Raw genomic sequence first — 26,220 nt, forward strand, 5'->3', positions numbered from 1 at the left:
GGGCCCAACCGAGAGCAAGCACCCTTGGTTACTTGGGGTGCTTTTCCAAGTAACTCGCCGAAGGCGAAACAGTCTGCCCCCAGGCAGACGCCCTTGATCTTCTCTCAGCCGCACCGCGCACTCCGGGGACAGATTAATTTACGGTGAAGCGCTGTAAATAAATCAGTCCCCTCCAAACCGATGCCGCGCCGGGTTCTTCAGCCACAGTTGCAGTTCGGCCTCGGCCTGTTCCAGCGCGGTGCGGTTGAGCAGGCGGCGGAGCAGGGCGACGTTGACGGCGCGGGCGCGGAGGTTGAAGGCGGTGCTGCGCTCACCCGCCGCATCGGGCTGATAGACGCCGAGCTTTTCGTACAGCTGCTGCAGCCGGTTCTGCACGCTGCGCAGCGACAGGTTGCGGCGGGTGGCGATGGTGCGGTCGGTCAGGCCGAGGGCGATGTCCTGCAGCACCTCGTATTCGCCATCACTCAGCCCGGACAACTGATCGTGGGCCTTGAGCTGCACGCCGCGAATCTCGCGGTCGATCACGCACTGCTGCTCGATGAACAATCCCCGCAACGCCAGACGCAAGCGTTCTTCCGAAGCGGTCTTGAGGATGTAACCGTAGGCCGCCCCCTGGGGCACGATTCGGGCGATCCCGCGCACGTAGGCCTCGTCGGAGTAATTCGACCAGAACAGAATCGACGTGTCCGGCTGCTGCCGCCAAATGGTCTTGGCCGCTTCGACGCCGGTGCGGCAGGGCATCTGCAGGTCCATCACCACCGCGTCCACCGGGCTCTGACTAAACATTTGCTCGCCGATCCGGCCGTCTTCGGCCTCCAGCAAGCGCGTGCATTCCGGCAGGGCCACTTCGATCACTTCGCGCAGGAACGCCCGGTGCACCGGGTCGTCTTCAATCAGCAGGACTTGCATGGCGTCTCCGTTAAAAACGCAGGCGCGCAAACAGCTGCCGCCTCATCAACGATGGCGAGATCAGCCAGCGGCAGGCACACCCTTACCCGGGTGCCTCGCCCGTCGGGCCCGCGTTCGATAAACAACTGCGCCGCCATCAGTTGCGCGCGCACCTGCATGTTCTGAATGCCGCCGCTTTTGAAACCACTGCCCACGTCCAACCCAAGGCCGTCATCGTCAATCGTCAGTTGCAACAGGCTGCCTGTGTGGCTGATGTGGATGACGATACTGCCCGGCATCGCGTGCCTGATCGCGTTATTCACCGCTTCCTGAATGATGCGGAACACCGCGACTTTCACCGACTCCGGCAAGCGGTCGCCCATGCCGTCGGTGCTGTCCTGCAGGCGCGTTTCGATGCTCAGGCCGCTGTCGCGCACGCTGCGCCGCAACAGGTCTTCAACGCCTTCTTCAAAGCCGAACAGCTGCAGCACCGTCGGCTTGACCGCATCAATGAGCTGTCGCAGCTCCTGCATGCTGTCCTTGAGGGCCCGGGCAATCCCGCGCAAGTCCTCGCCCGGCACGCTGGGCAGGGTTTGCAGGCGGGCGATGCGCCGGTGCAGGCGGGTCATGTCGGCGAGGGTCTGGTCATGCAAGTCCATGCCCACCCGCTGCCGTTCGCGCTCCAGCTCTTCGGTCAGACGCAGCGCGCCCTGGCGCAGACCTTCCTCCCGCGCACGCACTTGGGCTTCGGCGATTGCCAGTTGCTTGGCCTGCTCGGTCTGGCGCAGGGCGTACACGTAGGAGGCCAGGAGATCGGCGACGTGCTGGGTGTGGCGCACGTCGTCCAGGGTGTAGAAATGCTCGGTGTGTTTCGAGCAGCTCAGCGCGCCGATGATTTCGCCCCGCGCGCGCAGAGGCACGTGCAAGCGGCTGCGCAGGCGGGCGTCGAAAATCGGGTGGTTGACGGCGCCGGGGAAGGCGAAGCGTGCGTCGTTCATGGCGTCGTGGGTCAACAGAAACGCCTGCTCGCCCAACAGCACGGCGCGGATCGGACTGGTGTGCACGGGCATCGGCTGGGCGACATCGCCCCATAGCGTGTGCACGCCGCTTTCATAGGTGATGTGCTCGCGGCCATTGAGCACGAACAGGCACACGTCGAGGTGGTCGTGGGGCAGAATCGGGCTGATTTCCCGAGAGACGGCGTCGATCATCGACTGGAAATCCAGCTGACCGGCGAGGGCGCGGGAAATACCGAGAAAATGATGCAGCACGTCTTCGGCAAGGGTGTGCGGTCGCTGTGCCATGGGCTCCAACCTGTTTTTATTGTCTGGATAGAACACTTTTTGTAAACGAACAGGGATGCAGTCCGGGCATTATGGCCCCTGTGCAGCAAAAAGAACGCTGGATCCTGCAGGTCGCTTGCGGGATCCCGCATCAGGTCTGCACGATTGACCACTGACGCTCTTCACCGGCCAGTGCAGACTCGCCGCGTACTGTTCGTAATAAGGTGCGACCGACGCCGTCGGCCACCCTGCAGCCCCCATAAAAATAACAAGGGTTCAACTATGAAAAGTCGTCGTCATCCGCTACGCCGTTCATTGCTGTGTGCCGCACTGGCTGTGGCGCCCCTGATGGCTCTGCCCGTCGCCTCCCACGCCGATACGGCCGACAAGAAGATCGCGCTCTCCAACAACTACGCCGGCAACTCCTGGCGCCAACTGATGCTCGCCAGCTGGCAGCAGACCACCGACAAAGCCGTCAAGGATGGCCTGATCGCGTCGGCTGACAGTTTCACCACGGCGGAAAACCAGGCCACCGAGCAGGCCGCGCAAATCCAGAACCTGATCCTTCAGGGTTATGACGCCATCGTCATCAATGCCTCGTCGCCAACGGCCCTCAACGGCGCGGTGAAGCAGGCCTGTGACGCCGGGATCATTGTCGTGTCCTTCGACGGCACCGTTTCCGAACCCTGCGCGTACCGCATCTCCATGGACTTCAAGCAGACCGGCATCGAGCAGATGGACTACCTCGCCGGGCGCTTCCCCCAGGGCGCCAATGTGCTGGAAGTGCGCGGGCTGGCCGGCGTGTCGGTGGACGAGCGCATTCACTCCGGCATCACCGCCGGCGCGCAGAAACACCCGAACCTGAGAGTGGTCGGCGAGGTGAACGGCAACTGGTCACCGACCGTGGCGCAGAAAGCCGTTTCCGGCGTGCTGCCCAGCCTGCCGAAAGTCGACGCCGTGGTGACCCAGGGCGGCGAAGGCGTCGGCATTGCCCAGGCCTTTGTCGCGGCAGGCCGTCCGTTGCCGGCGATCATCTTTGGCAACCGCGAAGAAGAGCTGAGCTGGTGGAAAAAGCAAAGCGACACCCAGGGCTATCAGAGCTTCTCCATCAGCAGCGGACCGAGTATTTCCAGCCTGGCGTTCTATGTCGCGCAGCAGTTGCTCGACGGCAAGCAGATGCCCCATGACCTGTTGTCGCCTGCGGTCACCGTCACCCAGCAGACCCTCGACGCCAGCCTGAAGGACCTGCCCAAGGGCGGGATCGTCAGCGAGACCTACAGCGTCGACGACGTCGCCAGGCTCAAGCCCGCCGCGTCCCAGTGAGCTTTCCCCTGTGAGCCTGTCCATGTAAGCAAAGCAGGCCGCGCTGCCTGCGGCCCGCCAAGGAATTCCGACCATGAACGCAAATGGACCTGTGCGGGTGGCCTTCGCGGGCGCCGGCAAATCGTTCGGCGCCGTGCGCGCCCTGAGTGACGTCGACCTGAGCGTGCGCGCCGGCGAATGCCTGGGCCTGATCGGCCATAACGGCGCGGGCAAGTCGACCCTGATGCAAGTGCTCGCCGGTACCCTGGCCGCCGACTGCGGCCAACTGTTAATCGAAGGCCGCGACCTGCGCGAAGGCTATTCGGTGCAAGTGGCGCGGCAGCACGGCATTCGCTGCGTGTTTCAGGAGCTGTCGCTGTGCCCGAACCTCAACGTGGCTGAGAACACCCGGCTGATGTCACCGGCCCTGCGCGGCTTCGGCTGGCGGCGTCGGGCCGGTGCGCTGATCGAAGCCATGCTGGAGCAGATTTTCCCCGGCCACGGCATCGAAGCCGATGACATCGTCGCTGACCTGTCCATCGGCAAGCGGCAGATGGTGGAGATCGCCCGGGCGTTCATCAATGTCGATGAGCGCCTGGATCTGATCATCCTCGACGAACCCACCTCATCCCTCGACGCCCGTGTCGCCGAGCAGCTGTTGCGCCATGTGCGGCGGTTCGTCGAGGGCGGCGGCAGCATCGTGCTGATCAGTCACATCCTCGGCGAAATGCTCGGCACCTGTGACCGCATCGCGGTGATGCGTGACGGCAGAATCGTCGAAACCCGTGCGGCCCGAGACTTCACCCATGATTCGCTGGTGGAAGTCATGGGCGGCACGGCCCGCGAACAGCAGCAGGCAGTACAAGCTTTCGCCTCCCGACGTGAGCAGGGCATTCCCCGCGTGCAACAGCGCCCGGCGCGTCAGGCCGATGGCCGCTCGGTGCAGGCGTTTGCCGGCGAGATCGTCGGCCTGTCCGGGCTGGCCGGGCATGGCCAGAGCCAGTTACTGACCCAGGTGCTGCGCGACTGCGTCAAGCACGGTACCGGCGCCAGTTTCGTCGCCGGCGACCGCCAGACCGACGGCGTGTTTGCGCTGTGGTCCATCGGCGAAAACATCACCATCGGCTCACTCAACCAGCTCAAGCGCGGCGTGCTGCTGGACCCCGATGCCGAGCAAACCATGGCCGACGACTGGATGAAGCGCATGGGCATCCGCACCCCTGACATGCGCAATCCGATCCTGTCGCTGTCCGGCGGTAACCAGCAAAAAGCGTTGTTTGCCCGGGCCCTGGCGTCCGACAGCCAGATCATCCTGATGGACGACCCCATGCGCGGCGTCGACGTCGGCACCAAGCGCGAGGTGTATTCGATTCTGATGGAGGAGGCGGCCCGCGGCCGTTCGTTCATTTGGTACACCACCGAGCTGGAAGAGCTGACCTATTGCGACCACGTGTATGTCTTCCGCGACGGCCAGGCCGTGCTCGACATGCCGCGCAGTGAATTGAGCGAGGAGCGCATCCTGCGCAGCTCCTTCGCCGAGGAAACCCCATGAATGCCCCATTGAATTCCGTTGCCCGCGCCCCCGTCGCGACGCGCAACAACGCCGCGCGCCGTGCCCGCATGCTCCGCGCCGCCTTGCCGGCGGTGTCGCTGGTGGTGTTGCTGGCGACCATCTTCATCATGCAGCCCCGGGCCATGAGCTACATGGGCCTGAACCTGATGCTCAACCTGGCGGTGCCGATCGCCCTGGCAACCATCGCGCAGATGCTGATCATCAGCGTCAACGACCTCGACCTGTCCATGGGCAGTTTCATCAGCTTCGTCGCCTGCGTGGCGGTGACGCTACTCGATCAGCACCCGTTCCTCGGCTGGCTGGCGCTGGCCGGGTGCGTGGGCGTGTACGCCTTGCTCGGCGCGCTGATCCACAGCCGCAACCTGCCGTCGATTGTCGTCACCCTGGGCATGTCGTTCATCTGGGTCGGCGGCGCGATTCTGCTGCTGCCGTCGCCCGGCGGCACGGCGCCGCAATGGCTGCAGGCGCTGGTGCGGATCAAGCCGCCGCTGATTCCGCTGGCGATCATCGTCTGCATTGTGCTCGGGCTGGCGATGCACTTTTTCCTGATGCGCTCCACGGTCGGCGTGGTGCTGCGCGGCGCCGGCGGCAATCCGCTGGCGATCGCCAAGGCCGGCTGGTCGCTGCTTCGCATCAAAGTGGCGATGTACGCCATGGCCGGTGGCTTCGGCGTGCTCTCGGGGCTGTTTCTGGTGGGGCTGACCACCTCGGCCGACGCCAACGTCGCCCTGCGTTACACCCTGTTGTCCATCGCCGGAGTGATTCTTGGCGGCGGCGAATTCGTTGGCGGGCGCGTGTCACCCATGGGCGCTGTGCTCGGCGCGCTGACCCTGGTGCTGGCCGGTTCGCTGCTGTCGTTCATCCGCATCTCGCCTGACTGGCAGATCGGCGCCCAGGGCGCGATTCTGATTTTCGTGCTGGCGCTGCGTGCGGCGGTCAATCGTCTGGAGGTACGTCCGCTATGAGCACTTCATCCCTTGCAGCGCTGCGCGGCAAGCCGTGGCTCTGGTCATTTCTCGCGGCGTTATTGATCTGGGTGGCGACCCTGGTGTTCACCGGCGGGCAGGGCGCAGGCGCTTTGCTGTCTGGCGCGCTAGCGTTCTCGACGTTCTTCGCAATTGTCGGCATCGGCCAGATGTTCGTCATCAGCACCGGGCCGGGCAACATCGACCTGTCGATCCCGGCCAACATCGCCCTCAGCGGCGCGCTGGGCATGAAACTGATGGACGGCCAGGACGCCAACATCTGGCTGGGCGTGATCGGCGTGCTGGGCATCGGCGTGCTGGTGGGTTGTGGCAATTTCGCGTTGATCCGCCTGCTGCGCATTCCGCCGATCATCGCGACCCTGTCGGCGAGTTTCATCTTGCAGTCCCTGGCCATTGCCTATGGGCGCAGCGTGCGGGTGCCGCCGCCGGAAGGGTTCTACACCTTCGCCACGGGCCGCGTGTTCGGCGTGCCGTATCTCGCCATTGTGGTGATCGCCGTGGCGGTGCTCATGGGGTACGTGCTGACCCGCACCCGTTACGGCCGTTCGGTGCTGGCCATCGGGCAGAACGCCCGCGCCGCTGAACTGGCGGGGATTCGGGTCGGCCGCATGCGCTTCGCCACCTACGTGCTCTGCGCGGTGTTCGGCAGCTTGTGCGGCCTGACCCTGGCCGGGTTTTCCGGGGGCGCGTCGCTGGGCATGGGCGAGGAATACCTGCTGGCGTCCATCGCCGTGGTGGTGATCGGCGGGACCTCGGTGGCCGGCGGGTTTTCCAACGTGCCGGGCATCTGGGGCGCGTCGCTGTTTCTCTACCTGCTGGTGAGCATGCTCAACACCTTCGGCGCCAGTGCCGGGGTGCGGCTGATCCTCACCGGCCTGATCATCATTGCGGTGATTACCGCTGTCAGCGGACGCAAAAATGCCCGCGCCTGAATTAAGGATCGACCCCGTGTCCGACGACCTCTACGAATGCCATGACAAGCGTTTCCATCGCCTGATTCTGCCCAACACCCAGCTCGAACGCCTGTACGAACAATGCCGCTGGGCCGAAGGGCCGGTCTGGTTCAACGACGGCGGGTACTTGCTGTGGAGCGACATCCCCAACCAGCGCATGCTGCGCTGGACCCCGGAGCAGGGGGTGTCGACCTTCCGCACCCCGTCGAACTTTGCCAACGGCAACACCCGCGACCTGCTGGGCCGGCTGATTACCTGCGAGCACGGCACCCGCAGCGTCACCCGCACCGAACCGGACGGGTCGATCACGGTGCTGGCCGAGCGATTCGAAGGTAAGCGTCTGAACTCGCCGAATGACGTGGTGGTGCATCGCGATGGCGCGGTGTGGTTCACCGATCCCAGCTACGGCATCCTCACCGATTACGAGGGCTATCAGGCCGAAGAGGAGCAGCCGGGCCGCCATGTGTATCGCATCGACCCGGACAGCGGCGAGATCGCCTGCATGGCCAATGATTTCGTGCAGCCCAACGGCCTGGCCTTCTCCCCGGATGGGCAGACCCTGTACATCGCCGATTCCGGTCGCTCCCACGACCCCGATGGCCCCCACCACATCCGCGCGTTCGAGGTGATCAATGGGCGCGAGCTGGGGCAGTCGAGGGTTTTTGCGGTGATTGAGCCGGGCGTGCCGGACGGCATGCGCGTGGATGTGCAGGGCAATGTCTGGACCAGTGCCGGCGACGGCGTTCAGTGCTTCGCCGCCGACGGGACATTACTGGGCAAGATCCGCCTGCCGGAGAAGGTCGCCAACCTGACCTTCGGCGGCCCGCGCCGTAACCGCCTGTTCATCACCGCCAATACGTCGTTGTATTCGGTGTACGTAGCGGTGGCGGGGGCCCAGATGCCTTGAGCGATGACAGGGCAAGGCGCGCGGGATTTCCGCCGCGCCCCCAGTTCTCAGAGCTTGAAACGGCCAACCACGGTACGCAGTTCGCCGGCCAGCAGCGACAGTTCGTCCGCCGTTACCGCGTTGTCCTCGATGCCTTCCATCAACACGAAAGTGCCGTTGCGGATCTCGGTGACGTTGCGGTTGATGTCTTCGGACACGGCGTGCTGCTGCACCGCAGCGCTGGCAATCTGGGTGTTCATGCCGACGATCGACTCAACGCCTTCGTTGATCGCGTTCAGGCTTGAGGACGTCTGATCGGCCGAGCTCAGGCAATCCTGCGCCCGGTCCTTGCCCGCTTTCATCTGGTCCACGGCCGCGTTGGTCGCCAGTTGCAGCTGCTGGATGATCCGCTGGATTTCCGCGGTGGAGTTCTGAGTGCGTGAAGCCAGGGTTCTCACTTCATCCGCGACCACGGCAAAGCCACGGCCCTGCTCACCTGCGCGGGCGGCTTCGATGGCGGCGTTGAGGGCAAGCAGGTTGGTCTGGTCGGCAATGTTGCGGATCACTTCAATGACCCCGCCGATCTCCTGGCTGTGCAGCGCGAGGGCCGCGACCTTTTGCGCACTGAGGTCGACTTCGCCGGCCAGTGCTTCGATGGTCTGGCGGGTCTGCTGCATGACGCCCAGGCCTTTGCCGGATGCCTGGCTGGCCTGTTCCGCTGCACGCGCCGCGCCTTCGGTGTTCTGGGCGACGTCGGCGACACTGGCGGTCATTTCGTTGATGGCGGTGGCAACCTGCTCGGTTTCGCCTTGCTGGGCGTTCATCGACACTTTGGCGCGGTCGATGGACGCACTCAGGCGGGTCGCGGCGTCGGATACCGAGCGCGAACTGCGCTCGACCTGGGCGAGGGATTCACCAAACGCCTGGACCATGTGATTCAAGCCGGTGCCGATGTCGGCCATTTCGTCTTTGCCCGCCACGTTGACACGGGCGGTGAGGTCGCCTTGGGCGATACGACGGGTGGCGCTCAACATGGCTTCCATGGCTTGGCGCATCGCGCTATAGATACCGCTGAACGCATAAATCAGCAGCAGACCGGCGATGGCGAACATCGCCAGCATGGCGGTGCGTTCGGCCGACTTGTCGTGAACCCGTTGTTCCAGCACCGCCGACAGCGCTGCCTGCAAGGCGTCCTGCGCCTTATACAGCTCGGCCACCACGGCGTTGCCTTTGGTCGGCAGGCCCTGCATCCCGGTGATGGTGTTCTGTGGTGAGGTGATCAAGGTTTGCAGGTCACTGCGAAAGCTGTCCAGGCTGGACAGCCCGCTGCTGACGGGGGACTGGATGCGATCGGCGAGGGCTGTTTCCTTACGGCGCAGCAGGTTGAGGCTCTGCAGCAGCTCCTGGCGAATCTGGGTTTCTTGCTTGAGCAGCGATTTGATCGTGCCACGGGTGGCGTCGGTCAGCGGTTGCCCTTCATGCAGACCACTGGCCAGACCGCGCAACTGGCCGACGACGTTGATCTGGCGTGGCAGTCGCAGGGTGCTCTGATCGATCAGGAACAGCGAGGCGTAGTCTTCGTCCAGCACCATCCCGGAGGTGGCGGAGATGAAGTAGATGAAGTTCAGCGTCTGGGTCATCTGATCGCTCCATGCATCGAACAGGGTCGCTTGATCGGCACCGGCTTTAGTCTGGCTGATCAGCCCTTCTGCGCCGGAGCGCAGGCGCTGCACGCGGTCGGCTGTTTCCAGCTCGACGGTGAACTGGCGGTCCGTGGCTTCCAGCTTGGTGTAGGCATCCAGGAGTTTGGTCTGATTGGCGGAGAGGTCAGCCTGGGCTGTCTCATCCCCGCTGAGCAGGCGGTTGGTCAATGCCCGCTGCAGCATCGACAGGCGCAGTACGGGGGTGACGTCCATCAGGTAACGCTGGCCGACTTCTTCGGAGTGGATGTTATCAATGCTGGCGTTGAGCTGATGCAGCAGGCGCGCGCCCAACAGCCCCAGGGGGAGCAAAACGATGATGGCGAGCAGCGCGAATTTGGCCGGAAAGCGCAGTCGGTTGGTCAGGTACACGGCAGGGGAAAGAATATTCATACTGTTCTCAAAGCCCCGAAGCGGGGCGATTGGGTTGTTGTCGGTGAGAACGGTCCTTTTTCTCGGGTCGGAGTGCGGTGACGACGTCTCTGGGAGGAGAAGGCGCTATGGTTGATTGCGCCTCGCTCCAGTCCATCTGTCGGCCGGTATCGTATTAACTTTATAAAAACTTATACAACAATATATATTTGTACAGCTTTGGAACTGAACCGATTAAGTGATGTCTTTGTGATATCAGTCTTTCTCAGCTCAGCCGAATTCTGTTCTGCCCCTGATCGTCGGTAATTGACCACCCGTCATGATCCTGAGCGGGCAATGATGGCCATGAGATATCATCTAACCCGTATTTTTAGAACGGAGGGCGCACGCCATGAACTGTTCGCTGGAAATTGAGCAGAAGCGCCTGTCCGCGGTTCACGCTTTGCAATGGCTCGAAACCGCTCACAGCGAGGATTTCGACCGCCTGTGCCGCTTGGCTGCCGCGCACTTTCGCGTGCCGACGGTGCTGGTGTCCCTGGTGGAAAAAGATCGGCAGTGGTTTCCGGGCCGTGTGGGGTTTGACGCGAGTCAGACGCCCATAGAGCAGTCATTCTGCCGCTACACCATCCAGAACGCCGAAGTCATGGTGGTCAATGACGCTCGCCTGGATCCGCGCTTTGTCGACAACGCGCTGGTCACCCAGCCTGATGGCATCCGTTTCTACGCCGGTGCCCCGTTGTGCAATCACCACGGTGATGTGCTCGGCAGCTTTTGCCTGATCGACACTGTCCCTCGCACGCTTCAGCCCGACGAAGTGGCTGTCCTCGAAGATTTTGCGCAGCTGGTCATGGGCCAAGTCGAACAATGCCAGGCGATGCGCTACCGCCACCCGGTCAGCCGCCTGCCGAATTTGCAGCAGTTCTTGCTGGACACCCAGGACGTTGCGGTCACCGGGAGTCAGGTGCGGCTGATGGTGGTGATCCGCACCCAGCCGATGGCGAGCGCTGCGGATGTCAGCGTGAACAGCAATCTGGATGCACAACAGACGCGCCGCGATATGGCCAACTGCCTGCGTCGCCGTCTGGATGGGATTGCTGAGCTGTATCACGTCAGCGACCTGGATTTCTGCCTGCAGATGAGCTGCGAGCGCTCTCGCCGGGATGACCTGGTTCGCATGCTGTTGGCGGTGATCACCGAGCCTTTCACCCATCAGCAGGTGGCCGTGGGGCTGGCGTGCTGTGACGATGGTCAGAACTCCGCCGCTGCGCTCATGGGCAAAGCGACCCACGCGGCGGGCAGGGCCGTCTATCGGCAGGTGCCGTGGGCGGCGTATGACGAGGCGGAGGATTGCGCCCAGCGTCGCGCCTTGACCCTGCTCAATGAACTCGCCGACGCGCTGGTCAGTGGCGACATCTTTCTGGAGTACCAGCCACGTTTCAGCTTGCAGGATGGCCGCCTGCTCAGCGTCGAGGCGCTGATTCGCTGGACCCATCCGATGCTCGGCAAGATCGGGCCGGATGAGTTCATTCCGTTGATCGAGGGCGCCGGCAGGATCAGCACCGTGACCCGCTGGGTCATCGACCGGGCGCTGACCGACCTCAGCGGCTGGATCGACGATGAAGTGCGGCTGTCGCTCAACCTGTCGCCGCTGGACTTCTCCGACCTGGACATCGCCCTAACGTTGCAGAGCGCCTGCGAAAAACACGGCGTTGCACCCGCACGGCTGGAAGTCGAGATCACCGAAGGCGAGTGGATTCGTGCCGACAAACGCGTCATCGCGCAGCTCACCCGCATTCGAGAGCTGGGCGTTGACGTGGCCATCGACGATTTCGGCGCGGGCTACAGCAACTTTGCCTATCTGCACGAGATCCCGGCCAATATCCTCAAGCTGGACAAATCCCTGGTGACGGACCTGGAGAGCAACCCGCGCAACCGCATCATCGCCCGGTCCGTGCTGCACCTGGCCAGTGAACTGGGTTATCGCACCGTCGCGGAAGGCGTCGAAACCTTTCGCTGCATGAGCCTGGTCCGTGATTTCGGCTGCGAAGAAGCCCAGGGCTATTTCCTGAGCCGGCCGCTGAAGCTGCAACAGCTTAAGCAGCAGTGCCAGAACATTGCGCTGACGTTTACCCCTGAACCGTCGAACGCGCAGATTTATGCGGATCTGGGTGATACGGATCAGGTGATAGAAGCGGCGTGACGCTGGCCGGGTTTCCATTGCAGGACCGGTTTTAGCCGGGAAGAGGCCAGCGTGAACACCCACAATTTTGCAGCGTGACGCCTCATGCTTTCCCGGCTAAAGCCGGTCCTACGGTCGAGGTCGCAGCCAGTCTTGCCGGATGCACGCGATGCTTTTAGTGGGACCGGCTTCAGCCGGGAAGAGGCCAGCGTGAACACCCACAATTTTGCGGTGTGACGCCTTACGCCTTCCCGGCTAATGCCGGTCCTACGGTCGGCGTCAACGCCTGTCCCGCGGTCGGGTCAATGCCTGTCCTGTCCCTATCAAGGCCGGTCCCACTGATCGAGCGTGATTACTCGCCCGTTACCGGCGTTGGCTGGATGATTTCGACCCAGTAGCCATCCGGGTCCTTGATGAAGGCCAGGCTTTTCATGCGGCCGTCGGTCAGGCGTTTCTGAAAGTCCACGCCCAGTTCTTCGAAGCGCGCACAGGCGGCGTGTATGTCCGGCACCGAGATGCAGATATGACCGAAGCCGCGCGGGTCGGTGTTGCCGTTGTGATAGGAAAACTCAGGGTCTTTCTCGGTGCCGTGGTTGTGGGTCAGCTCGAGGACACCGGGAATGCCTTTCATCCAGACGTTACGCTCGGCGTCGTCCTGCGGGATCTGTGCTTTGTCGACCAGCGCCAGGAAGTAAAGGCTGAATTCGGCTTCCGCGAAGTGGCGCTTTTCCACCAGGCTGAAGCCCAGCACGCGGGTATAGAAGTCTAGGGAAGCGGTGGCGTCCTTGACCCGCAACATGGTGTGGTTGAACACGAATTGTGCGGTCGAGGCGTCCGGGGTGGCCGTGACGCCGGGGAAAGTGTTCAGGTCGTGCAGACTCATGGTTGTCTCCGGTTAACGCTAAAATGTTGCGTAATGATACGGGCTCATGGCTGACGCGCCAAACCGAAGGCGCATAAAGCGCGGTTTCCGGCTTGTAGACACTGCATGACCGGCTCACACTTTGCGGCTCGACCTTCAGGTACCGCGCATGCATCTCTTATTGCGCCCATGCGCCCGCGTTGCTTTCTGTTTCGTGCTGATGATTCCGGGCGTCGCGTCTTCAGCTGACGCCATGATCATCTGGCCCGAAGGCTGGGACGTTGAAGCCTTGCCCCAGCCGTCGGCGAGCGAAGGCCAGCCCGCCGTGCAACTACGACAGCGTGCGGTCAAAAACGATCAGAACGGTGATCCGGCCATGGTCGTGGAGCTGACCCAGACGCAGCTGCAGCCCGGCCATTCGGTCAACGTGCAGGGCGTGCTGCTGGCCATGCGCAAGGCGGTTCAGGTCAATTTCGCCCGCGGCGGTTTTCAGAGCGTCTGCACGCGGATGAAGGACAGCACGCTGAGCGACATTCCAGCCATGGAAACCACGTGCACCATCACCCAGAACGGCAATCACGTCATGACCCAGACGCTGGTGGCGGCGGCCAATCCCGATTTGGCGTGGTCGTTGTCGTATGCCGGCTCGGCGGAAGGCTACGCGGCCCATAAAGAGGAGGTGTTGCAGATCAGGAATGGTCTGCGCCTGGGAGCGGCGCCGTAGATCAAGGCGGGGTCTGGACAAATCGCAGGCATAAAGAAGCCCGCCGAAGCGGGCATTGGGGCGCTAATCCTTTAGCAGCCTCTATCCTCTACAAACCGGTGTGAAAAAAATGTGAAGCTCACGAGCCATTCAGCTGCAGAGGGAAAATTCATCTGTGGCTGTATGAAGGCTCATGGCCAGCTTTAACACTCACTCAGTGCTGTTTGACGGGATTAATAACGCTTAAGAGACTCAACGGTTGAGCATGCTATAAGCCTGCCGAGTATTGAAAGCGATATATGTCATTAATACGAATCTGTTCAGCTAATTGTCAGGTTCAATATTCAACACCCGTCCCGCACTCGCACGCATTATTTAAAATACGCAGGGCGCGGGTCGCGATCATTTGCGTTTTAAGCACTTGTTTCATGGGCCTGTCTCTGCACTTGCAGAGAAGCCCCGCGAGCAGAGCTTCCTCTCGATGTTGCAGATCAATCTTGCAGGCCAATGTTCTAGGGAGCAGGGGATTAGCGGCCGCGCAACCAGGAGTCAACGGATTCAGCGCCGTATTGTAATTTCCAGTTTTTCAAACCGCGATGGTTGCCGCCCTTGGTCTCGATGACTTCGCCGGTGTGGGGATTCTGATAGACCTTGACCACCCGCGGACGACGGCGTTTCGGGGCCGCTGGCGTGGCATTGGACGCGCCAGTGTGAGGGTCGAGAATGGCGATGATGTCCCGCAAGGTCTTGTCGTACGTGCTCATCAGGGCCTGGAGCTGCTGCTCGAACTCGATTTCCTTCTTCAATCCGACGTCGTTCTTCAGATACTCCAGCTGGGCCAGCTGCTCCTGTAGGGCTTTTTCTGCTGCGCGAAATTCGGCAAGTCTGGACAAAATGATACTCCGGCAATTAATGGCTGTTGTCAGCTCAATGCAAGCAACAATGCAAGCAGCACGACGCGCATCCGGGTCTGCTGCTTTAGTTTTCACCACTTTCTACCGTGTCCCTGGCATCAGGATCAGCCGTCGACATTAACTTCATGGGAATGAACGTTGGTCTCGCGACGGGGTAGTTCAGTTGTGGCGCGAGTAAATAATGCACGTTTTTTACGCGTTGTAAAATAGCGGATGACTGATTGTTAAGTGAAACATCCGGGCGACGATAAGCGGGTCTGACAAAAAAACAATAATGGGCGCTAAACGTTGTAAGTAATTTCTTATACTTTAGCGCCATTGGAAACTGTGCCATCTCAAACGCGGCGGCAAACAGCCGCGTACCTGCACAGAGCAACCCACGTCAGCCAGTGAGGCCTCGGGCTACGCCGGCCCGCCCCAGCGTTGAATGATCTGCTCGGCCAGGCCGCCCAAGTCGGGGGCCATCAGGTCGGGAAGCGGCATTTCGTCTATCAGGAGCGGTGCGTTGTACGGCCGGGTCAGCAGGGCGCCGAGGCAGCCTGCCGCCTGGGCGCCCGCCGTGTCCCAAAAATGACACGCCACCACAAGCAGGTCAGCCAGTTCGACATTCAGCTCCCGGGAAACCATCTGGTAGGTCTGCGCAGCAGGCTTGAATTTTTTAACGGTCTCTACGCTGAAACTGCGCTCGAAGAATGTCGCTAACCCGGCGCGCTCAAGGGCCGAAGGGGATGCACCGCTGGCCGAGTTACTCAGCGTCACCAGCCGAAAGCCGGCGTCACGCAAGCCGTTGAGTGCCGGCAGCACATCAGGGTGTGCAGGCATGTTACCCATCCGTGCCTGCAAGTCATCGATATCACTGGCGGCCAGGGCGACCTGATGGACAGACGCGAGCATGCGCAGCGTGCCTGCGGCCAGTTTGCCAAACGGGGTGTAACGGCCGCACAGGTTCATCGTTTGCGAATAGAGGATCAGGTTGGCGAACCACTCGCGCAACAGGGCTCGATCACCGAACACCCGCTCAAACAGAGGCTCAAGGGTGGTGATGTCGAGTAAGGTTTCGTTCACGTCGAAAACGATGATCGGCGTTGGTTTCTGCACTGCCATGATGGGGATTCTCTTCTGAGTAGTGCACGCGGCTGCAAGCACGCGTTCGTCGCTTGAAGCCCTGACGTGCCGGATCACGGACAAGGTTAACCCGATCAAGCCGGCGCGACGCACTCATCAATATGAATCGTTTCCTGGATGGGATGGACAGCGTACTTCCGCCTGTCGGGGGCGCGTAATGAGGTGCTAAAGCCCCTGCTGCAGGGCAGGATCATCGGCGTTGAGCTGCTCCAGTTCAGCCAGCAGCACCTGCACTTTCTGTAGCTGCCCGGCCTCCGTCCAGTAACGAATCAGCAGAATCCTCGCGCGGCGATCGGCGGGTGCGCGCTGCAGAATGTCTTCCAGCTGCCGCTGCGCCGCTTCGAGCTGATCAAGATCGTGAAGCGCCACGGCGAGGTCATAACGGTAACCGGTGTTGTCCGGTTCCAGCTCAATGGCCCGGGTCAGCGGAAGCAGCGCGTACTCATTCTGTTTATGCCGCAGCAGCCATTGGCCGAGTGCGTGTTGCGCCAGGGCCGACTGGGGCTGTTTTTCCAGCCACTGGGCGAGCAACTGGCGTGAACGATCGGCCTGACCCTGACGGTCGAGCACCTGCACCAGTGCCAGCCCCGCCTCCAGGTTGTCCGGTTCCAGCTTTGCGGCCAGTTCCAGCGCATCGATCGCCTTTTGCGGGGTGCCGTTGTTGAGGTACAGCTGGGCGAGCGCGAGCTGACGTTGCCCGCTTGGCGGTTCGGCGCTCAGTGCCTGCTCATACTGTTGAGCGGCTTCCTGCAGCGCGCCGTAATACAGGCCCAGCTCATCCGGGCTCAGCGGTAGCAAGGCGCGCACCGCGCTGAAGCGCACCTGATCATCGGCATCGTCCAGCAGGGGGCCGATCAGCGTGGTGCGTTGATCTTCCGGCAGCATGGCGGTCACGGTCTGAATGGCCGCCTGTTGAACCAGTGCAGCGGGGCGCTTGAGATCGCCGCGCAGAATTTTCATTGCCTGGGTGCTGGGGTAATTCACCAGTTCGGCGAGCAGGCCGGCGCGGCGAATGTCCGACAGGTCGGTGCGGGTGAATTGCTGATACAGCACGCGCGCGGCGCCGGGCTTGCCGCCGTGGGCCTGCTCCAGTGCTTCGGCGTAGCTGTGATTGACCTGGGGTGCGGCCGGCGGCGCGTGCCAGTTTCGCACCAGCATCGCCATGGCGATGATCAGCAGCAACAGCGCCAGCGCAATTGCCACCTGCCAGCGACGTCGAGCCTTGAGCTGGGCAGGTGTGCGCCGGGAAGACGACTCAGACATATCGGTTTCCGTGTGTGCGTGTGCAGCAGCTTCGGGGAGAGACCGCCGAGTGTCAAACCCTGTAGGGAAGGGTGCCTTCCTCGCGCGCTCGTGCGGTGTTTATCCACGGTCCAGAAAAAAGCCCCGAACCTGGTGGGTCCGGGGCCTTCGAGAGCGGCAGATCAGCGCTGCAGATCTGCTGCCGGTTGAGCGATCCCGCCGTTCATCCCGTGACCTCAGGCGTTCGGCTGCCAGCCACCGCCGAGAGCCTTGTAGATGGCCACGATGCCGCGATACAGATCGATTTCGGCCAGGGCCTGGCTGTCTTCGGCGGCCAGACGCTCGCGTTCGGCGTCCAGCAGGACGAGGAAGTCAGCCGTGCCTTCCCGGTACTGGATGTTCGCCAGATTGGCCGCCGATCGGCTGGCTTCACTCTGCCGCACCAGCGACACCAGACGCTGCTGACGCTTGTCGTAGTCGCTGAACGCGTTTTCGGTTTCTTCCAGGGCCAGCAGCACTTGCTGCTCGTAATTGGCCAGCGCGCCTTCGGCATCGGCATTGGCGCCGCGAATCCGCGCCCTCACGCTGCCCAAGTCAAACGCCGCCCAAGTGATGCTTGGGCCAAGGCCCCACGCTTGTGCTGCGCCGGAACCAATCTGCGAACCGCGGCTGGCCGTGAAGCCGAGGAAACCGCTGAGGCTGACCCGTGGGAACAGGTCGGCGGTCTGTACGCCGATCCGCGCGGTTTGCGCCGCCAGTTGCCGTTCGGCACTGCGCACGTCCGGACGGTTTTCCAGCAGTTTGGTCGGGTCACCGATCGGCAGCGCCTTGGAGATCGCGGGCAGTTTGGCCGGGGCCAGCGTCACGGTCATGGCGTCCGGCCGTTCGCCGAGGAGGGTGGCGATGCGGTTGCGTTCGCGCACCTGTTCCGCCTGAAGCTGCGGAATGGTCGCTTCCACTGCCGCCAGACGCGCGTCGGAACGCACCACGTCGAGCTCGTTGCCCACGCCTTCATCTCGCAGTTGGGCAGTCACCCGGCGGGATTCCTGCTGGTTTTTCAGGTTGTCCCGGGCGATGTTCTCGCGCAATTGCGCGCCACGCAGTTGGCCGTAGGCGTCGACCAGCTCGGCAATCATCGTCACCTGCAGCTGGTAGAGGTTCGCTTCGGCAGCCTGTTGGTCGGCATCGCTGGCTTCCAGTTCGCGCTGGATACGGCCGAACAGGTCCAGTTCCCAGGCCATGTCCAGGCCCAGGTCGTAACGTTCCTGATTGATGCGCTGTTCAGTCTGCCCGGGCACCTGACCGCGGCCGACCTGGCTGCTCGCGCGGCTGGTCACCACCGGCATGGCGTCGTTGCTGATGTCGTCACGAATCGCACGGGACGCCTTCAGACGGGCGAAGGCGACGCGCAACTCGCGGTTGCCCTGCAGCGATTCGGCGACCAGCTTGTTCAGGGTCGGGTCGTCGAACTGCTGCCACCAGATGGTCTCGATGTGGCTGCGGTCATAGGCCCGCTGGGTGGCGGCCTGGATGTTGGCCGCCGCGGTTTCCGGCTTCTTGTAGTCCGGGCCGACGGCGCAGGCCGCCAGCGCCAGCACCAACAGGCTCGGCAGGAAGAGTTTTGCAGCCTTCATCAATGAGCCTCCGGGGCGGTGGTCTGAATGCGTTGTGCCTTGGCCGCCTTGCGCGCCTCTTTGCGTCCAACGTAGTTACGGATCAGTACATAGAAGACCGGCGTCAGCAGCAGACCGAAGAAGGTCACACCGAGCATCCCGGAGAACACCGCCACGCCCATGGCATGACGCATTTCGGCACCGGCGCCGCTGGACAGCACCAGCGGCACCACACCCATGATGAACGCGAAGGAGGTCATCAGGATCGGCCGCAGACGCAGGCGGCAGGCTTCAAGCACAGCCTCCAGCGGGGTCTTGCCCTTGTCCTGCTCATCCTTGGCGAACTCGACGATCAGAATCGCGTTCTTGCACGCCAGGCCCACCAGTACGATCAGGCCGATTTGGGTGAAGATGTTGTTGTCGCTCCCGGCGATGATCACGCCGGCAATGGCCGACAGCAGGGTCATCGGGACGATCAGGATCACCGCCAGCGGCAGGCTCCAGCTTTCATACAGCGCGGCCAGTACCAGGAACGCCAGCAGCACGCAGAGCGGGAAGACCAGCAACGCGGTGTTGCCCGACAGGATCTGTTGGTAGGTCAGGTCGGTCCACTCGTAGGTCATGCCGTTGGGCAGTTCTTCCTTGAGCAGTTTTTCCATCGCCACCTGCGCCTGACCCGAGCTGAAACCCGGACCGGCTGCGCCGTTGATCTCGGCGGTGATGAAGCCGTTGTAGTGCATGACGCGGTCCGGGCCCGAGGTGTTGGTGACTTTCAGCAGTGTCGCCAACGGGATCATTTCGCCACGGTTGTTGCGCACTTTCAGTTGACCGATCTGTTCAGCGTCCTGACGGAACTGCTGCTCAGCCTGCACGTTGACCTGATAGGTCCGGCCGAAACGGTTGAAGTCGTTGGCGTACAGCGAGCCCAGGTAGACCTGCAGGGTGTCGAAGATGTCGCTGATCGGCACGCCGAGGGTCTTGGCCTTCTCGCGGTCGATGGCGGCATCGACCTGGGGCACGTTCACCGTGTAGCTGGTGAACAGCGCCGCCAGTTCCGGCACGCTGCGGCTCTTGCCGATGATGTTCATCGTCTCTTTGTACAGCTCGTCGTAACCCAGGTTGCCACGGTCTTCGATCTGCAGGCGGAAACCGCCGATCGTGCCCAGGCCTTGTACCGGCGGCGGCGGGAAGATCGCCATGTAGGCTTCCTGAATCCCCGCATATTTGCCGTTGAGGGCGCCCGCGATGGCACCGGCCGACTGGTCGGCTGCCGTGCGATCTTCGAACGGTTTGAGCGTGACGAACACGATGCCGGAGTTCGGGCTGTTGGTGAAACCGTTGATGGACAAGCCCGGGAAGGCCACGGCGCTTTCAACGCCCGGTTGCTTCAGCGCGATGTCGGACATGCGCTTGATCACGTCTTCGGTGCGGTCCAGGCTCGCGGCGTCCGGCAATTGCGCGAACGCCACCAGGTACTGTTTATCCTGCGCCGGCACGAAACCGGTTGGCGTGGTGGAGAAACCCAGCCAGGTCATGACGATCAGGCCGGCGTACACCACCAGCGCCACACCGCTGACGCGGATCACCCGACCCACCGTGCTCACATAACCGTTACTGGCCTTGACGAAGAATCGGTTGAATGGCCGGAACAGCCAGGCGCCGAACAGCTTGTCGAGGAAGCGCGAGAAGCCATCCTTCGGTGCATCGTGAGCGCGCAGCAGCACGGCCGCCAGGGCAGGTGACAGAGTCAGGGAGTTGAAGGCCGAGATCACCGTCGAGATGGCAATCGTCAGCGCAAACTGTTTATAGAATTGCCCGGTCAGCCCGGAGATGAACGCCGCCGGAATGAACACCGCACACAGCACCAGGGCCGTGGCGATGATCGGGCCGGTCACTTCACGCATGGCGATCTGTGTGGCCTCCATCGGTTCATGACCCAGCTCGATGTTCCGCTCGACGTTCTCCACCACCACGATGGCGTCGTCCACGACGATACCGATCGCCAGTACCAGCCCGAACAGCGACAGCGCGTTGAGGGAGAAGCCGAACAGGTGCATGACCGCGAAGGTACCGATCAGCGACACCGGTACGGCGGCCAGCGGGATGATCGAAGCGCGCCAGGTCTGCAGGAACAGAATCACCACGAGTACGACGAGGATCAGCGCTTCGAAGAGCGTGTGAACCACCGCCTCGATGGAGCCGCGCACGAAGATCGTAGGGTCATAGACGATGCTGTAGTCCATGCCTTCCGGGAAGTTTTTCTTCAGCTGTTCCATCTCGCCGCGCACTTCGTTGGAAATGTCGATAGCGTTGGAGCCCGGGCGCTGGAAGATCGGGATCGCCACCGCCGGCTGGTTGTTCAGCAACGAGCGCAAGGCGTACTGGCTGGAGCCCAGCTCGACGCGAGCGATGTCTTTGACCCGGGTGATTTCGCCGTTGTCGCCGGCGCGCACGATGATGTTCTCGAACTCTTCCTCAGAGACCAGACGGCCCTGGGTGTTGATCGACATCTGGAAGCTGGTGGCGCTCGGGGAGGGCGGTGCGCCCAGTTGACCGGCGGCCACCTGGCGGTTCTGCTCGCGGATGGCGTTAACCACATCGGTCGCGGTGATATTGCGCGAAGCGGTTTTGTTCGGGTCGAGCCAGACACGCAGCGAGTAGTCGCCCATGCCGAACAGCTGCACGTCGCCGACACCGTTCAGGCGCGCCAGCTCGTCCTTGATGTTGAGGACCGCGTAGTTGGACAGGTACAGCATGTCGTAACGCTGATCCGGCGAGGTCAAGTGGACCACCATCGTCAGGTCAGGCGAGGCCTTGTCGACCGTAATACCGATGCGTGTCACTTCTTCCGGCAGCTTCGGCTCGGTCCGGGTGACCCGGTTCTGCACCTGCACTTGCGCGGTGTCGAGGTTGGTCCCCAGCGCAAAGGTGATGGTCAGGGTCAGCTTGCCGTCGGCCGTGGCCTGGGAGGACATGTAAAGCATGTTCTCGACGCCGGTGATCGCCTGTTCCAGTGGCGCGGCGACGGTTTCGCCGATCACTTTCGGGTTGGCGCCGGGGAAGTTGGCGCGCACGACAACGGTCGGCGGCACGACTTCCGGGTATTCACTGATCGGCAGCTGGAACAGCGAGATCGCGCCGGCGATCAGGATCAGCAGCGAGAGCACCGCTGCGAAGATCGGCCGCGTGATAAAGAACTTGGAGAAATTCATCGTGTGTGTTCCTTAACCGCGTGGCGTGGCGGAAGCAGCCACCTTGGCGTCCAGCTTGGGCTGGGCCTTGGGTGCGTTGCTGGCTTCGAGCGCCTGGCGTTGTTGTTGCAGTGCAGTGAGTGTTTCGTCGCTGGCCATCGGCGTGTCCTGGGGGTCAACCGGTGAACCCGGACGCACGCGCTGCAGGCCGGTGACGACGATGCGGTCGTCTTTGCTCAGACCGCTGCGCACGATGCGCAAGCCTTCAAGCTTCGGCCCCAGATCAACGCTGCGGTAGATCGCCTTGTTGTCCTTGTCGACCACCAGCACGAATTTCTTGCCCAGGTCGGTGCCGACCGCTTCGTCCTTGATCAGCATGGCCGAATAGGTGCCGCTGCCGACCAGCTTCAGGCGTGCGTAAAGCCCCGGGGTGTATTCGCCCTTGCTGTTGTCGAACACGGCCCGGCCACGGATGGTGCCGGTGCGCGGATTGACCTGGTTGTCGACGAAGTTCATCTGACCCAGGTGCGGGTTTTCCGCTTCGTTGGACAGGCCCATGTACACCGGCGTCGTTGCGCCGCGCTTGCCGTCGCGGGCCAGCTGGTTGTATTTGAGGAACACGCGCTCGTCGGCGTCGAAGTAGGCGTAGACCTTGTCGGTCGAGACCAGGCTGGTGAGGATGGTCTGATCGGCGGTCACGATGTTGCCGGCGGTGATTTCCGCACGGCTGACGCGGCCGGTGATGGGTGCCGTAACGCGGGTGAAACTCAGGTTCAGGCGCGCCAGATCAAGCTGTGCCTGGATGGCGGCAACGGCGGCTTTGGATTCCTGGGCGGTGGTGGTGCGTGAGTCGGCGAGTTCGGCGGAGATCGCATTGTTGGTGCGCAGACGTTCGCCACGCTGGGCTTCATTGGTACTGCGCTGGGCAGCGGCCTTGGACTGCTGCAGTTGCGCTTCCAGACGATGCACTTCCGCTTCGAACGGGCGGGGGTCGATCTGGAACAGCAGGTCGCCTTTCTTCACCAACGCGCCATCAGTGAAGGCAACCGAATCGATCTGGCCGGAAACACGCGGACGAACCTGAACGGTCTCCGGCGATTCCAGGCGGGCGGTGACTTCGTCCCACTCGTTGACCGGTTGCTCGATCACCTTGGCCACGTTGACTTTCGCCGCCGCCGGCGCAACCGTCGCTTCAGGCGTCCGGCCGCACGCGCTGATGACCACAAGGGTCAACGCGGCGAGGGGATAGCGCAAAGGAGTTAAAGACTGAAGCATGGGAGAATCCGCCGATGTTATTGAGATGGGCGGATAATGTTCTCGGGGGTGTTATTGCACGAATCGAATGACACGAAGGTAACTATCAGTGGTAATGATGTTCGGCGTCATAAAAGGTCTGCAATTGATAGGCTGCACCGCCCTGCAGCGTCTTTCTATACCTCCATTATTTGAGGGCTTATTGCGTTGATCCACCCTAAGCCCCAATGAAATTCCAAGCCGGTCGTACCGGGATGCCACGGTGCCTTTAGTGGGATCGGCTTCAGCCGGGAAGAGGCCGGCATCAACACCACACATTTGCAGCGTGACCACTGATGCATTCCCGGCTAAAGCCGGTCCTACTGAATGCACGCGGGATCTGAGCGGGACCGAGTTTGCTATCGCTGCTCACATGAGGCCTGGCAACGTTGCAAAAACCGCAATGGTGAGTTGAGTTTTCTGGTGATTCACGACGGTCACTGCCGGCAATAGGCTTCAGCATGAATCCACTCATGCAGGTCTCCCAATGACTACCATCGATCCGGCCACCTCGTCGAACATCAAGCCTGGCATCAGTCGCCGCGGCATCTTGCAAGAGTCCGCGATGGGAGCAGCGTCCGCGGCCGCTGCTTCATTCGTGGGCGCTGCATCCGCCAGCTCACTCCCATCCGCTCAGCAGGGCAGCATTGAGGTCGATGATGCATTCGATGTCAGGTTCCACACGCAAAAGGTCGGCGACGTCGAGGTGTTCTACCGCGAAGTCGGTGCCAAAGACGCTCCTGTGCTTTTGCTGCTCCACGGCTTCCCGAGCGCAAGCCACATGTTCCGCACCTTGATGCCATTGCTGGCCAGCCAGTACCGCCTGATCGCGCCGGATTTGCCCGGTTTCGGCAACACCCAAGCCCCGCCGCGGGGCCAGTTCGATTACACCTTCGACAACCTCTACAAGGTGGTCGAAGGGTTCACCGAGGCGCTGGGGCTGACTCAATACGCGCTGTATCTGTTCGACTACGGGGCGCCCACCGGCCTGCGCCTCGCCGCCGCCAACCCGGAAAAGGTGACGGCCATCATCAGCCAGAACGGTAACGCCTACCTTGAAGGCTTCAGCGATCAGTGGGATCCGTGGCAAGCCTATTGGCGTGATCCTTCGGCGGCCAACCGCGAAGCCTGTCGCCCGTCGCTGTCGCCGAAGACCATTCGTGATTGGCAATACGGCACCGGTGCCGATCCCGAGAAGCTCTCGCCCGACGGCTACAACCTGGACATTTTTTACATGGCCCGGCCCGGCGCGGAGGACATCCAGCTGGACCTGATTCTCGACTACCGCACCAACGTCGCCGCCTATCCCGCGTTCCAGGCGTATCTGCGCACGCACCAACCGCCGTTGCTCGCCGTATGGGGCGAGCACGACCCGGCCTTCATCCCGCCGGGTGCGCTGGCGTTTCGCAAGGACATCCCGAACGCCGAGGTCCATCTTCTGGACGCCGGACACTTTGCGCTGGAGACCCATGCGCCCGAGATAGCGCAGTACATTCGGGATTTCCTGGCGCGCAAGCTGAAGGCGTGAGAACGCCTGTGTCTCCGCGTCATCTAGCGGTGATGCGCTGAGGCGCTTGCTCGGGCCTTTTAATAAAAGAGCATGGACTCGGCATAGCGCACTGATTAGAATCATTCGCATTTGGCGCATCCATCGCTCAAGGCTCCTGTCATGATTGACACAGCGACGCTCCCTCCGCAGACCTTGCATTCCCTGTACCGCGACCATCACGGCTGGCTTGAAAACTGGCTGCGCAAGCGAATGGGCAATGCCTGGGATGCGGCGGACCTGAGTCAGGACACCTTTTTACGGGTGCTGTCCAGCTCGCAACAGATCGCCGATATGCGGGAACCACGGGCATTTTTGCTGACCGTGGGCAAGCGCCTGCTCAGCAATTTCTACACGCGGCGCAGTCTTGAGCAGGCCTATCTGGAGGCGTTGGCCCGGTTGCCTGAGGACAGCGTGCCGTCCCCCGAACAGCGTTGGCTGCTGCTGGAAACCCTGCAAGCACTCGACGAGTTGCTGGACGGTCTGCCGGCGGCGGTACGTCGGACATTTCTCTGGAGTCAGCTCGAAGGCCTGGGCTACCGCGACATTGCGCAGCGCCTTGAAGTGTCGGAGCGCACCGTCAAACGCTACATGGCGCAAGCCTATGAGCACTGCCTGCTGGTGGATTGGTGATTCGGTCGTCACCTTCGAACGAAGAGCGCGAGGTGATTCGCAGCGCTGCACGATGGCTGGCGCTGCTCGAATCCGGCAGTGCCAGTGAGGAAGACCACGCCATGCTGCAGCACTGGCGCGACAGTGCGGTCGACAACGAGCGCGCCTGGCAAAAGGCTCAGCAACTGCGCCAGCGTTTTTCGGCCTTGCCGGCCAATCTGGCAATGGCGACGCTGGACCGTCCCGACCCGGCTCGACGTGCCGCGCTGAAAAGGGCATTGGGGGTTGTCGCACTGGCTCCGGCGGTATGGCTGCTGGCACGTCAGTTACCGCTGGAGGTCTGGCGCGCCGACCTGCACACCGCTATTGGAGAACACCAGCGACTGACACTGGCCGATGGCAGTGTCCTGCAGCTGAACACCGACAGCGCCGTCAACGTCGATCTCGGTGCCCGGCAGATCACGCTGATACGCGGAGAAATCGCACTCAACGTGCCGGGTAGCGCGCCGTTGTCCATCGACGGTCCCTACGGTCGTGTCAGGGTCAGTCAGGGTGAGGTCTGCGTGCGTCTTGACCCGAACCACTGCCGGGTTTCGGTGGTCCGCGGTTCGGTGCAGGTCCATCCGTTGCAAGGCCCTGCGCTGGTTTTGCAGGCGCAACAGCAGATCAGCCTGCGCGCAGACGGCGCAGGGCCGGTCACCGCGTTCGACGCCATGCTGCCCGGCTGGCGCGACGGCGTGCTGACTGCGCAGAATCAGCCGTTGGGCGATTTTCTGCGAGAGCTCGGTCGATACCGCCCCGGCCTGCTGCGTTGGGAGCCCGAGCTTGAAGCATTACGGGTCACCGGCAGTTTCAAGCTCGATAACACCGACCGGGTTCTGTCGCTGCTGGCAGCCAGTCTGCCGGTAGACATTCATATGCGTACCCGCTACTGGGTCACCCTGGCGCCCCGAAAAAACACACCCGCAAAAAATAGTGCGTGAAGCCTGTCCCTTTT

The 26,220-nt window shown here is 62.4% G+C and carries 20 protein-coding genes; 10 read left to right on the plus strand and 10 right to left on the minus strand.

The window, feature by feature from the left end:
• Positions 1–162: 162 nt before the first annotated feature.
• A complete protein-coding gene (locus BBI10_RS16815) occupies positions 163–909 on the minus strand; it encodes a response regulator transcription factor (protein ID WP_065990278.1) in 747 nt (248 codons plus the stop codon).
• On the minus strand, positions 894–2,192 hold the full coding sequence (locus BBI10_RS16820; RefSeq protein WP_065990280.1) for a GAF domain-containing sensor histidine kinase: 1,299 nt from the start codon (positions 2,190–2,192) through the stop codon (positions 894–896). The genes BBI10_RS16815 and BBI10_RS16820 overlap by 16 nt, the downstream gene beginning before the upstream one ends.
• A gap of 327 nt (positions 2,193–2,519) precedes the next feature.
• Here BBI10_RS16820 and BBI10_RS16825 point away from each other — a divergent pair, with 327 nt between their 5' ends.
• The 5 genes from BBI10_RS16825 to BBI10_RS16845 all read left to right on the plus strand — a co-directional run bounded on the left by BBI10_RS16825 (position 2,520) and on the right by BBI10_RS16845 (position 7,892).
• Positions 2,520–3,494, plus strand: a complete 975-nt coding sequence (locus BBI10_RS16825) for an ABC transporter substrate-binding protein (RefSeq protein WP_244160383.1) — start codon at positions 2,520–2,522, stop codon at positions 3,492–3,494.
• 73 nt (positions 3,495–3,567) lie between these two features.
• Positions 3,568–5,025 carry a sugar ABC transporter ATP-binding protein gene (locus BBI10_RS16830; protein ID WP_065990287.1) on the plus strand — a complete coding sequence of 486 codons (1,458 nt, stop codon included), beginning with the start codon at positions 3,568–3,570 and terminating at the stop codon, positions 5,023–5,025.
• Entirely contained in the window at positions 5,022–6,011 is a 990-nt protein-coding gene (locus tag BBI10_RS16835) for an ABC transporter permease (protein WP_083233150.1), read from the plus strand. The genes BBI10_RS16830 and BBI10_RS16835 overlap by 4 nt, the downstream gene beginning before the upstream one ends.
• The gene (locus BBI10_RS16840) at positions 6,008–6,964 is read left to right on the plus strand and encodes an ABC transporter permease (RefSeq protein ID WP_065990289.1); all 957 of its coding nucleotides are present in this window, start codon (positions 6,008–6,010) and stop codon (positions 6,962–6,964) included. Before BBI10_RS16835 ends, BBI10_RS16840 begins: the two co-directional genes overlap by 4 nt.
• A 16-nt stretch (positions 6,965–6,980) precedes the next feature.
• A complete protein-coding gene (locus BBI10_RS16845) occupies positions 6,981–7,892 on the plus strand; it encodes an SMP-30/gluconolactonase/LRE family protein (protein ID WP_065990291.1) in 912 nt (303 codons plus the stop codon).
• A 47-nt stretch (positions 7,893–7,939) separates the two neighbouring features.
• On the opposite strand, the gene BBI10_RS16850 is transcribed toward BBI10_RS16845, so the two are convergent.
• Positions 7,940–9,964 carry a methyl-accepting chemotaxis protein gene (locus tag BBI10_RS16850; protein WP_065990293.1) on the minus strand — a complete coding sequence of 675 codons (2,025 nt, stop codon included), beginning with the start codon at positions 9,962–9,964 and terminating at the stop codon, positions 7,940–7,942.
• Positions 9,965–10,334: 370 nt separating this feature from the next.
• Between BBI10_RS16850 and BBI10_RS16855 the strand changes: the two genes are divergently transcribed.
• The gene (locus tag BBI10_RS16855; RefSeq protein WP_065990295.1) at positions 10,335–12,143 is read left to right on the plus strand and encodes a sensor domain-containing diguanylate cyclase; all 1,809 of its coding nucleotides are present in this window, start codon (positions 10,335–10,337) and stop codon (positions 12,141–12,143) included.
• 331 nt (positions 12,144–12,474) lie between these two features.
• Here the strand turns inward: BBI10_RS16855 and gloA are convergent, their stop codons facing one another.
• A complete protein-coding gene (gene gloA / locus BBI10_RS16860; protein ID WP_065990298.1) occupies positions 12,475–13,005 on the minus strand; it encodes a lactoylglutathione lyase in 531 nt (176 codons plus the stop codon).
• 199 nt (positions 13,006–13,204) lie between these two features.
• Here gloA and BBI10_RS16865 point away from each other — a divergent pair, with 199 nt between their 5' ends.
• On the plus strand, positions 13,205–13,708 hold the full coding sequence (locus tag BBI10_RS16865; RefSeq protein WP_065990854.1) for a DUF4946 domain-containing protein: 504 nt from the start codon (positions 13,205–13,207) through the stop codon (positions 13,706–13,708).
• 506 nt (positions 13,709–14,214) lie between these two features.
• On the opposite strand, the gene BBI10_RS16870 is transcribed toward BBI10_RS16865, so the two are convergent.
• From BBI10_RS16870 to mexE, 6 genes are all read right to left on the minus strand, one after another.
• Positions 14,215–14,580, minus strand: coding sequence for a histone-like nucleoid-structuring protein, MvaT/MvaU family (locus tag BBI10_RS16870; protein WP_065990300.1), 366 nt, complete (start codon positions 14,578–14,580; stop codon positions 14,215–14,217).
• Between the two features lie 423 nt (positions 14,581–15,003).
• Positions 15,004–15,705: a haloacid dehalogenase type II gene (locus BBI10_RS16875; protein WP_065990302.1), complete on the minus strand. Its 702-nt coding sequence runs from the start codon at positions 15,703–15,705 to the stop codon at positions 15,004–15,006.
• A gap of 186 nt (positions 15,706–15,891) precedes the next feature.
• Complete coding sequence (locus BBI10_RS16880; protein WP_065990304.1) at positions 15,892–16,989, minus strand: tetratricopeptide repeat protein; 1,098 nt, start codon at positions 16,987–16,989, stop codon at positions 15,892–15,894.
• 215 nt (positions 16,990–17,204) lie between these two features.
• A complete protein-coding gene (locus tag BBI10_RS16885; RefSeq protein WP_065990306.1) occupies positions 17,205–18,602 on the minus strand; it encodes an efflux transporter outer membrane subunit in 1,398 nt (465 codons plus the stop codon).
• Positions 18,602–21,793 (minus strand): efflux RND transporter permease subunit, encoded by a 3,192-nt coding sequence (locus BBI10_RS16890; RefSeq protein WP_065990308.1) that lies wholly within the window; start codon positions 21,791–21,793, stop codon positions 18,602–18,604. Before BBI10_RS16890 ends, BBI10_RS16885 begins: the two co-directional genes overlap by 1 nt.
• A 12-nt stretch (positions 21,794–21,805) precedes the next feature.
• Positions 21,806–23,047: a multidrug efflux RND transporter periplasmic adaptor subunit MexE gene (mexE, locus tag BBI10_RS16895; RefSeq protein WP_065990310.1), complete on the minus strand. Its 1,242-nt coding sequence runs from the start codon at positions 23,045–23,047 to the stop codon at positions 21,806–21,808.
• Positions 23,048–23,711: 664 nt separating this feature from the next.
• Between mexE and BBI10_RS16900 the strand changes: the two genes are divergently transcribed.
• The 3 genes from BBI10_RS16900 to BBI10_RS16910 all read left to right on the plus strand — a co-directional run bounded on the left by BBI10_RS16900 (position 23,712) and on the right by BBI10_RS16910 (position 26,206).
• On the plus strand, positions 23,712–24,593 hold the full coding sequence (locus tag BBI10_RS16900) for an alpha/beta fold hydrolase (RefSeq protein ID WP_141695216.1): 882 nt from the start codon (positions 23,712–23,714) through the stop codon (positions 24,591–24,593).
• A gap of 141 nt (positions 24,594–24,734) precedes the next feature.
• Positions 24,735–25,244 (plus strand): sigma-70 family RNA polymerase sigma factor, encoded by a 510-nt coding sequence (locus tag BBI10_RS16905; RefSeq protein ID WP_065990314.1) that lies wholly within the window; start codon positions 24,735–24,737, stop codon positions 25,242–25,244.
• On the plus strand, positions 25,241–26,206 hold the full coding sequence (locus BBI10_RS16910; RefSeq protein WP_065990316.1) for a FecR domain-containing protein: 966 nt from the start codon (positions 25,241–25,243) through the stop codon (positions 26,204–26,206). The genes BBI10_RS16905 and BBI10_RS16910 overlap by 4 nt, the downstream gene beginning before the upstream one ends.
• Positions 26,207–26,220: the final 14 nt, after the last annotated feature.

Source organism: Pseudomonas graminis (assembly GCF_001705435.1).
In the GTDB taxonomy this organism is placed as follows: Bacteria; Pseudomonadota; Gammaproteobacteria; order Pseudomonadales; family Pseudomonadaceae; genus Aquipseudomonas; species Aquipseudomonas graminis_B.

Excerpts from the sequence above, each read along its gene's own strand:
- BBI10_RS16815 (WP_065990278.1), bottom strand. The coding sequence starts at position 909 with ATGCAAGTCCTGCTGATTGAAGACGACCCGGTGCACCGGGCGTTCCTG.
- BBI10_RS16820 (WP_065990280.1), bottom strand. The coding sequence starts at position 2,192 with ATGGCACAGCGACCGCACACCCTTGCCGAAGACGTGCTGCATCATTTT.
- BBI10_RS16825 (WP_244160383.1), top strand. The coding sequence starts at position 2,520 with ATGGCTCTGCCCGTCGCCTCCCACGCCGATACGGCCGACAAGAAGATC.
- BBI10_RS16830 (WP_065990287.1), top strand. The coding sequence starts at position 3,568 with ATGAACGCAAATGGACCTGTGCGGGTGGCCTTCGCGGGCGCCGGCAAA.
- BBI10_RS16835 (WP_083233150.1), top strand. The coding sequence starts at position 5,022 with ATGAATGCCCCATTGAATTCCGTTGCCCGCGCCCCCGTCGCGACGCGC.
- BBI10_RS16840 (WP_065990289.1), top strand. The coding sequence starts at position 6,008 with ATGAGCACTTCATCCCTTGCAGCGCTGCGCGGCAAGCCGTGGCTCTGG.
- BBI10_RS16850 (WP_065990293.1), bottom strand. The coding sequence starts at position 9,964 with ATGAATATTCTTTCCCCTGCCGTGTACCTGACCAACCGACTGCGCTTT.
- BBI10_RS16855 (WP_065990295.1), top strand. The coding sequence starts at position 10,335 with ATGAACTGTTCGCTGGAAATTGAGCAGAAGCGCCTGTCCGCGGTTCAC.
- gloA (WP_065990298.1), bottom strand. The coding sequence starts at position 13,005 with ATGAGTCTGCACGACCTGAACACTTTCCCCGGCGTCACGGCCACCCCG.
- BBI10_RS16865 (WP_065990854.1), top strand. The coding sequence starts at position 13,205 with ATGATTCCGGGCGTCGCGTCTTCAGCTGACGCCATGATCATCTGGCCC.
- BBI10_RS16875 (WP_065990302.1), bottom strand. The coding sequence starts at position 15,705 with ATGGCAGTGCAGAAACCAACGCCGATCATCGTTTTCGACGTGAACGAA.
- BBI10_RS16880 (WP_065990304.1), bottom strand. The coding sequence starts at position 16,989 with ATGTCTGAGTCGTCTTCCCGGCGCACACCTGCCCAGCTCAAGGCTCGA.
- BBI10_RS16885 (WP_065990306.1), bottom strand. The coding sequence starts at position 18,602 with ATGAAGGCTGCAAAACTCTTCCTGCCGAGCCTGTTGGTGCTGGCGCTG.
- BBI10_RS16890 (WP_065990308.1), bottom strand. The coding sequence starts at position 21,793 with ATGAATTTCTCCAAGTTCTTTATCACGCGGCCGATCTTCGCAGCGGTG.
- mexE (WP_065990310.1), bottom strand. The coding sequence starts at position 23,047 with ATGCTTCAGTCTTTAACTCCTTTGCGCTATCCCCTCGCCGCGTTGACC.
- BBI10_RS16905 (WP_065990314.1), top strand. The coding sequence starts at position 24,735 with ATGATTGACACAGCGACGCTCCCTCCGCAGACCTTGCATTCCCTGTAC.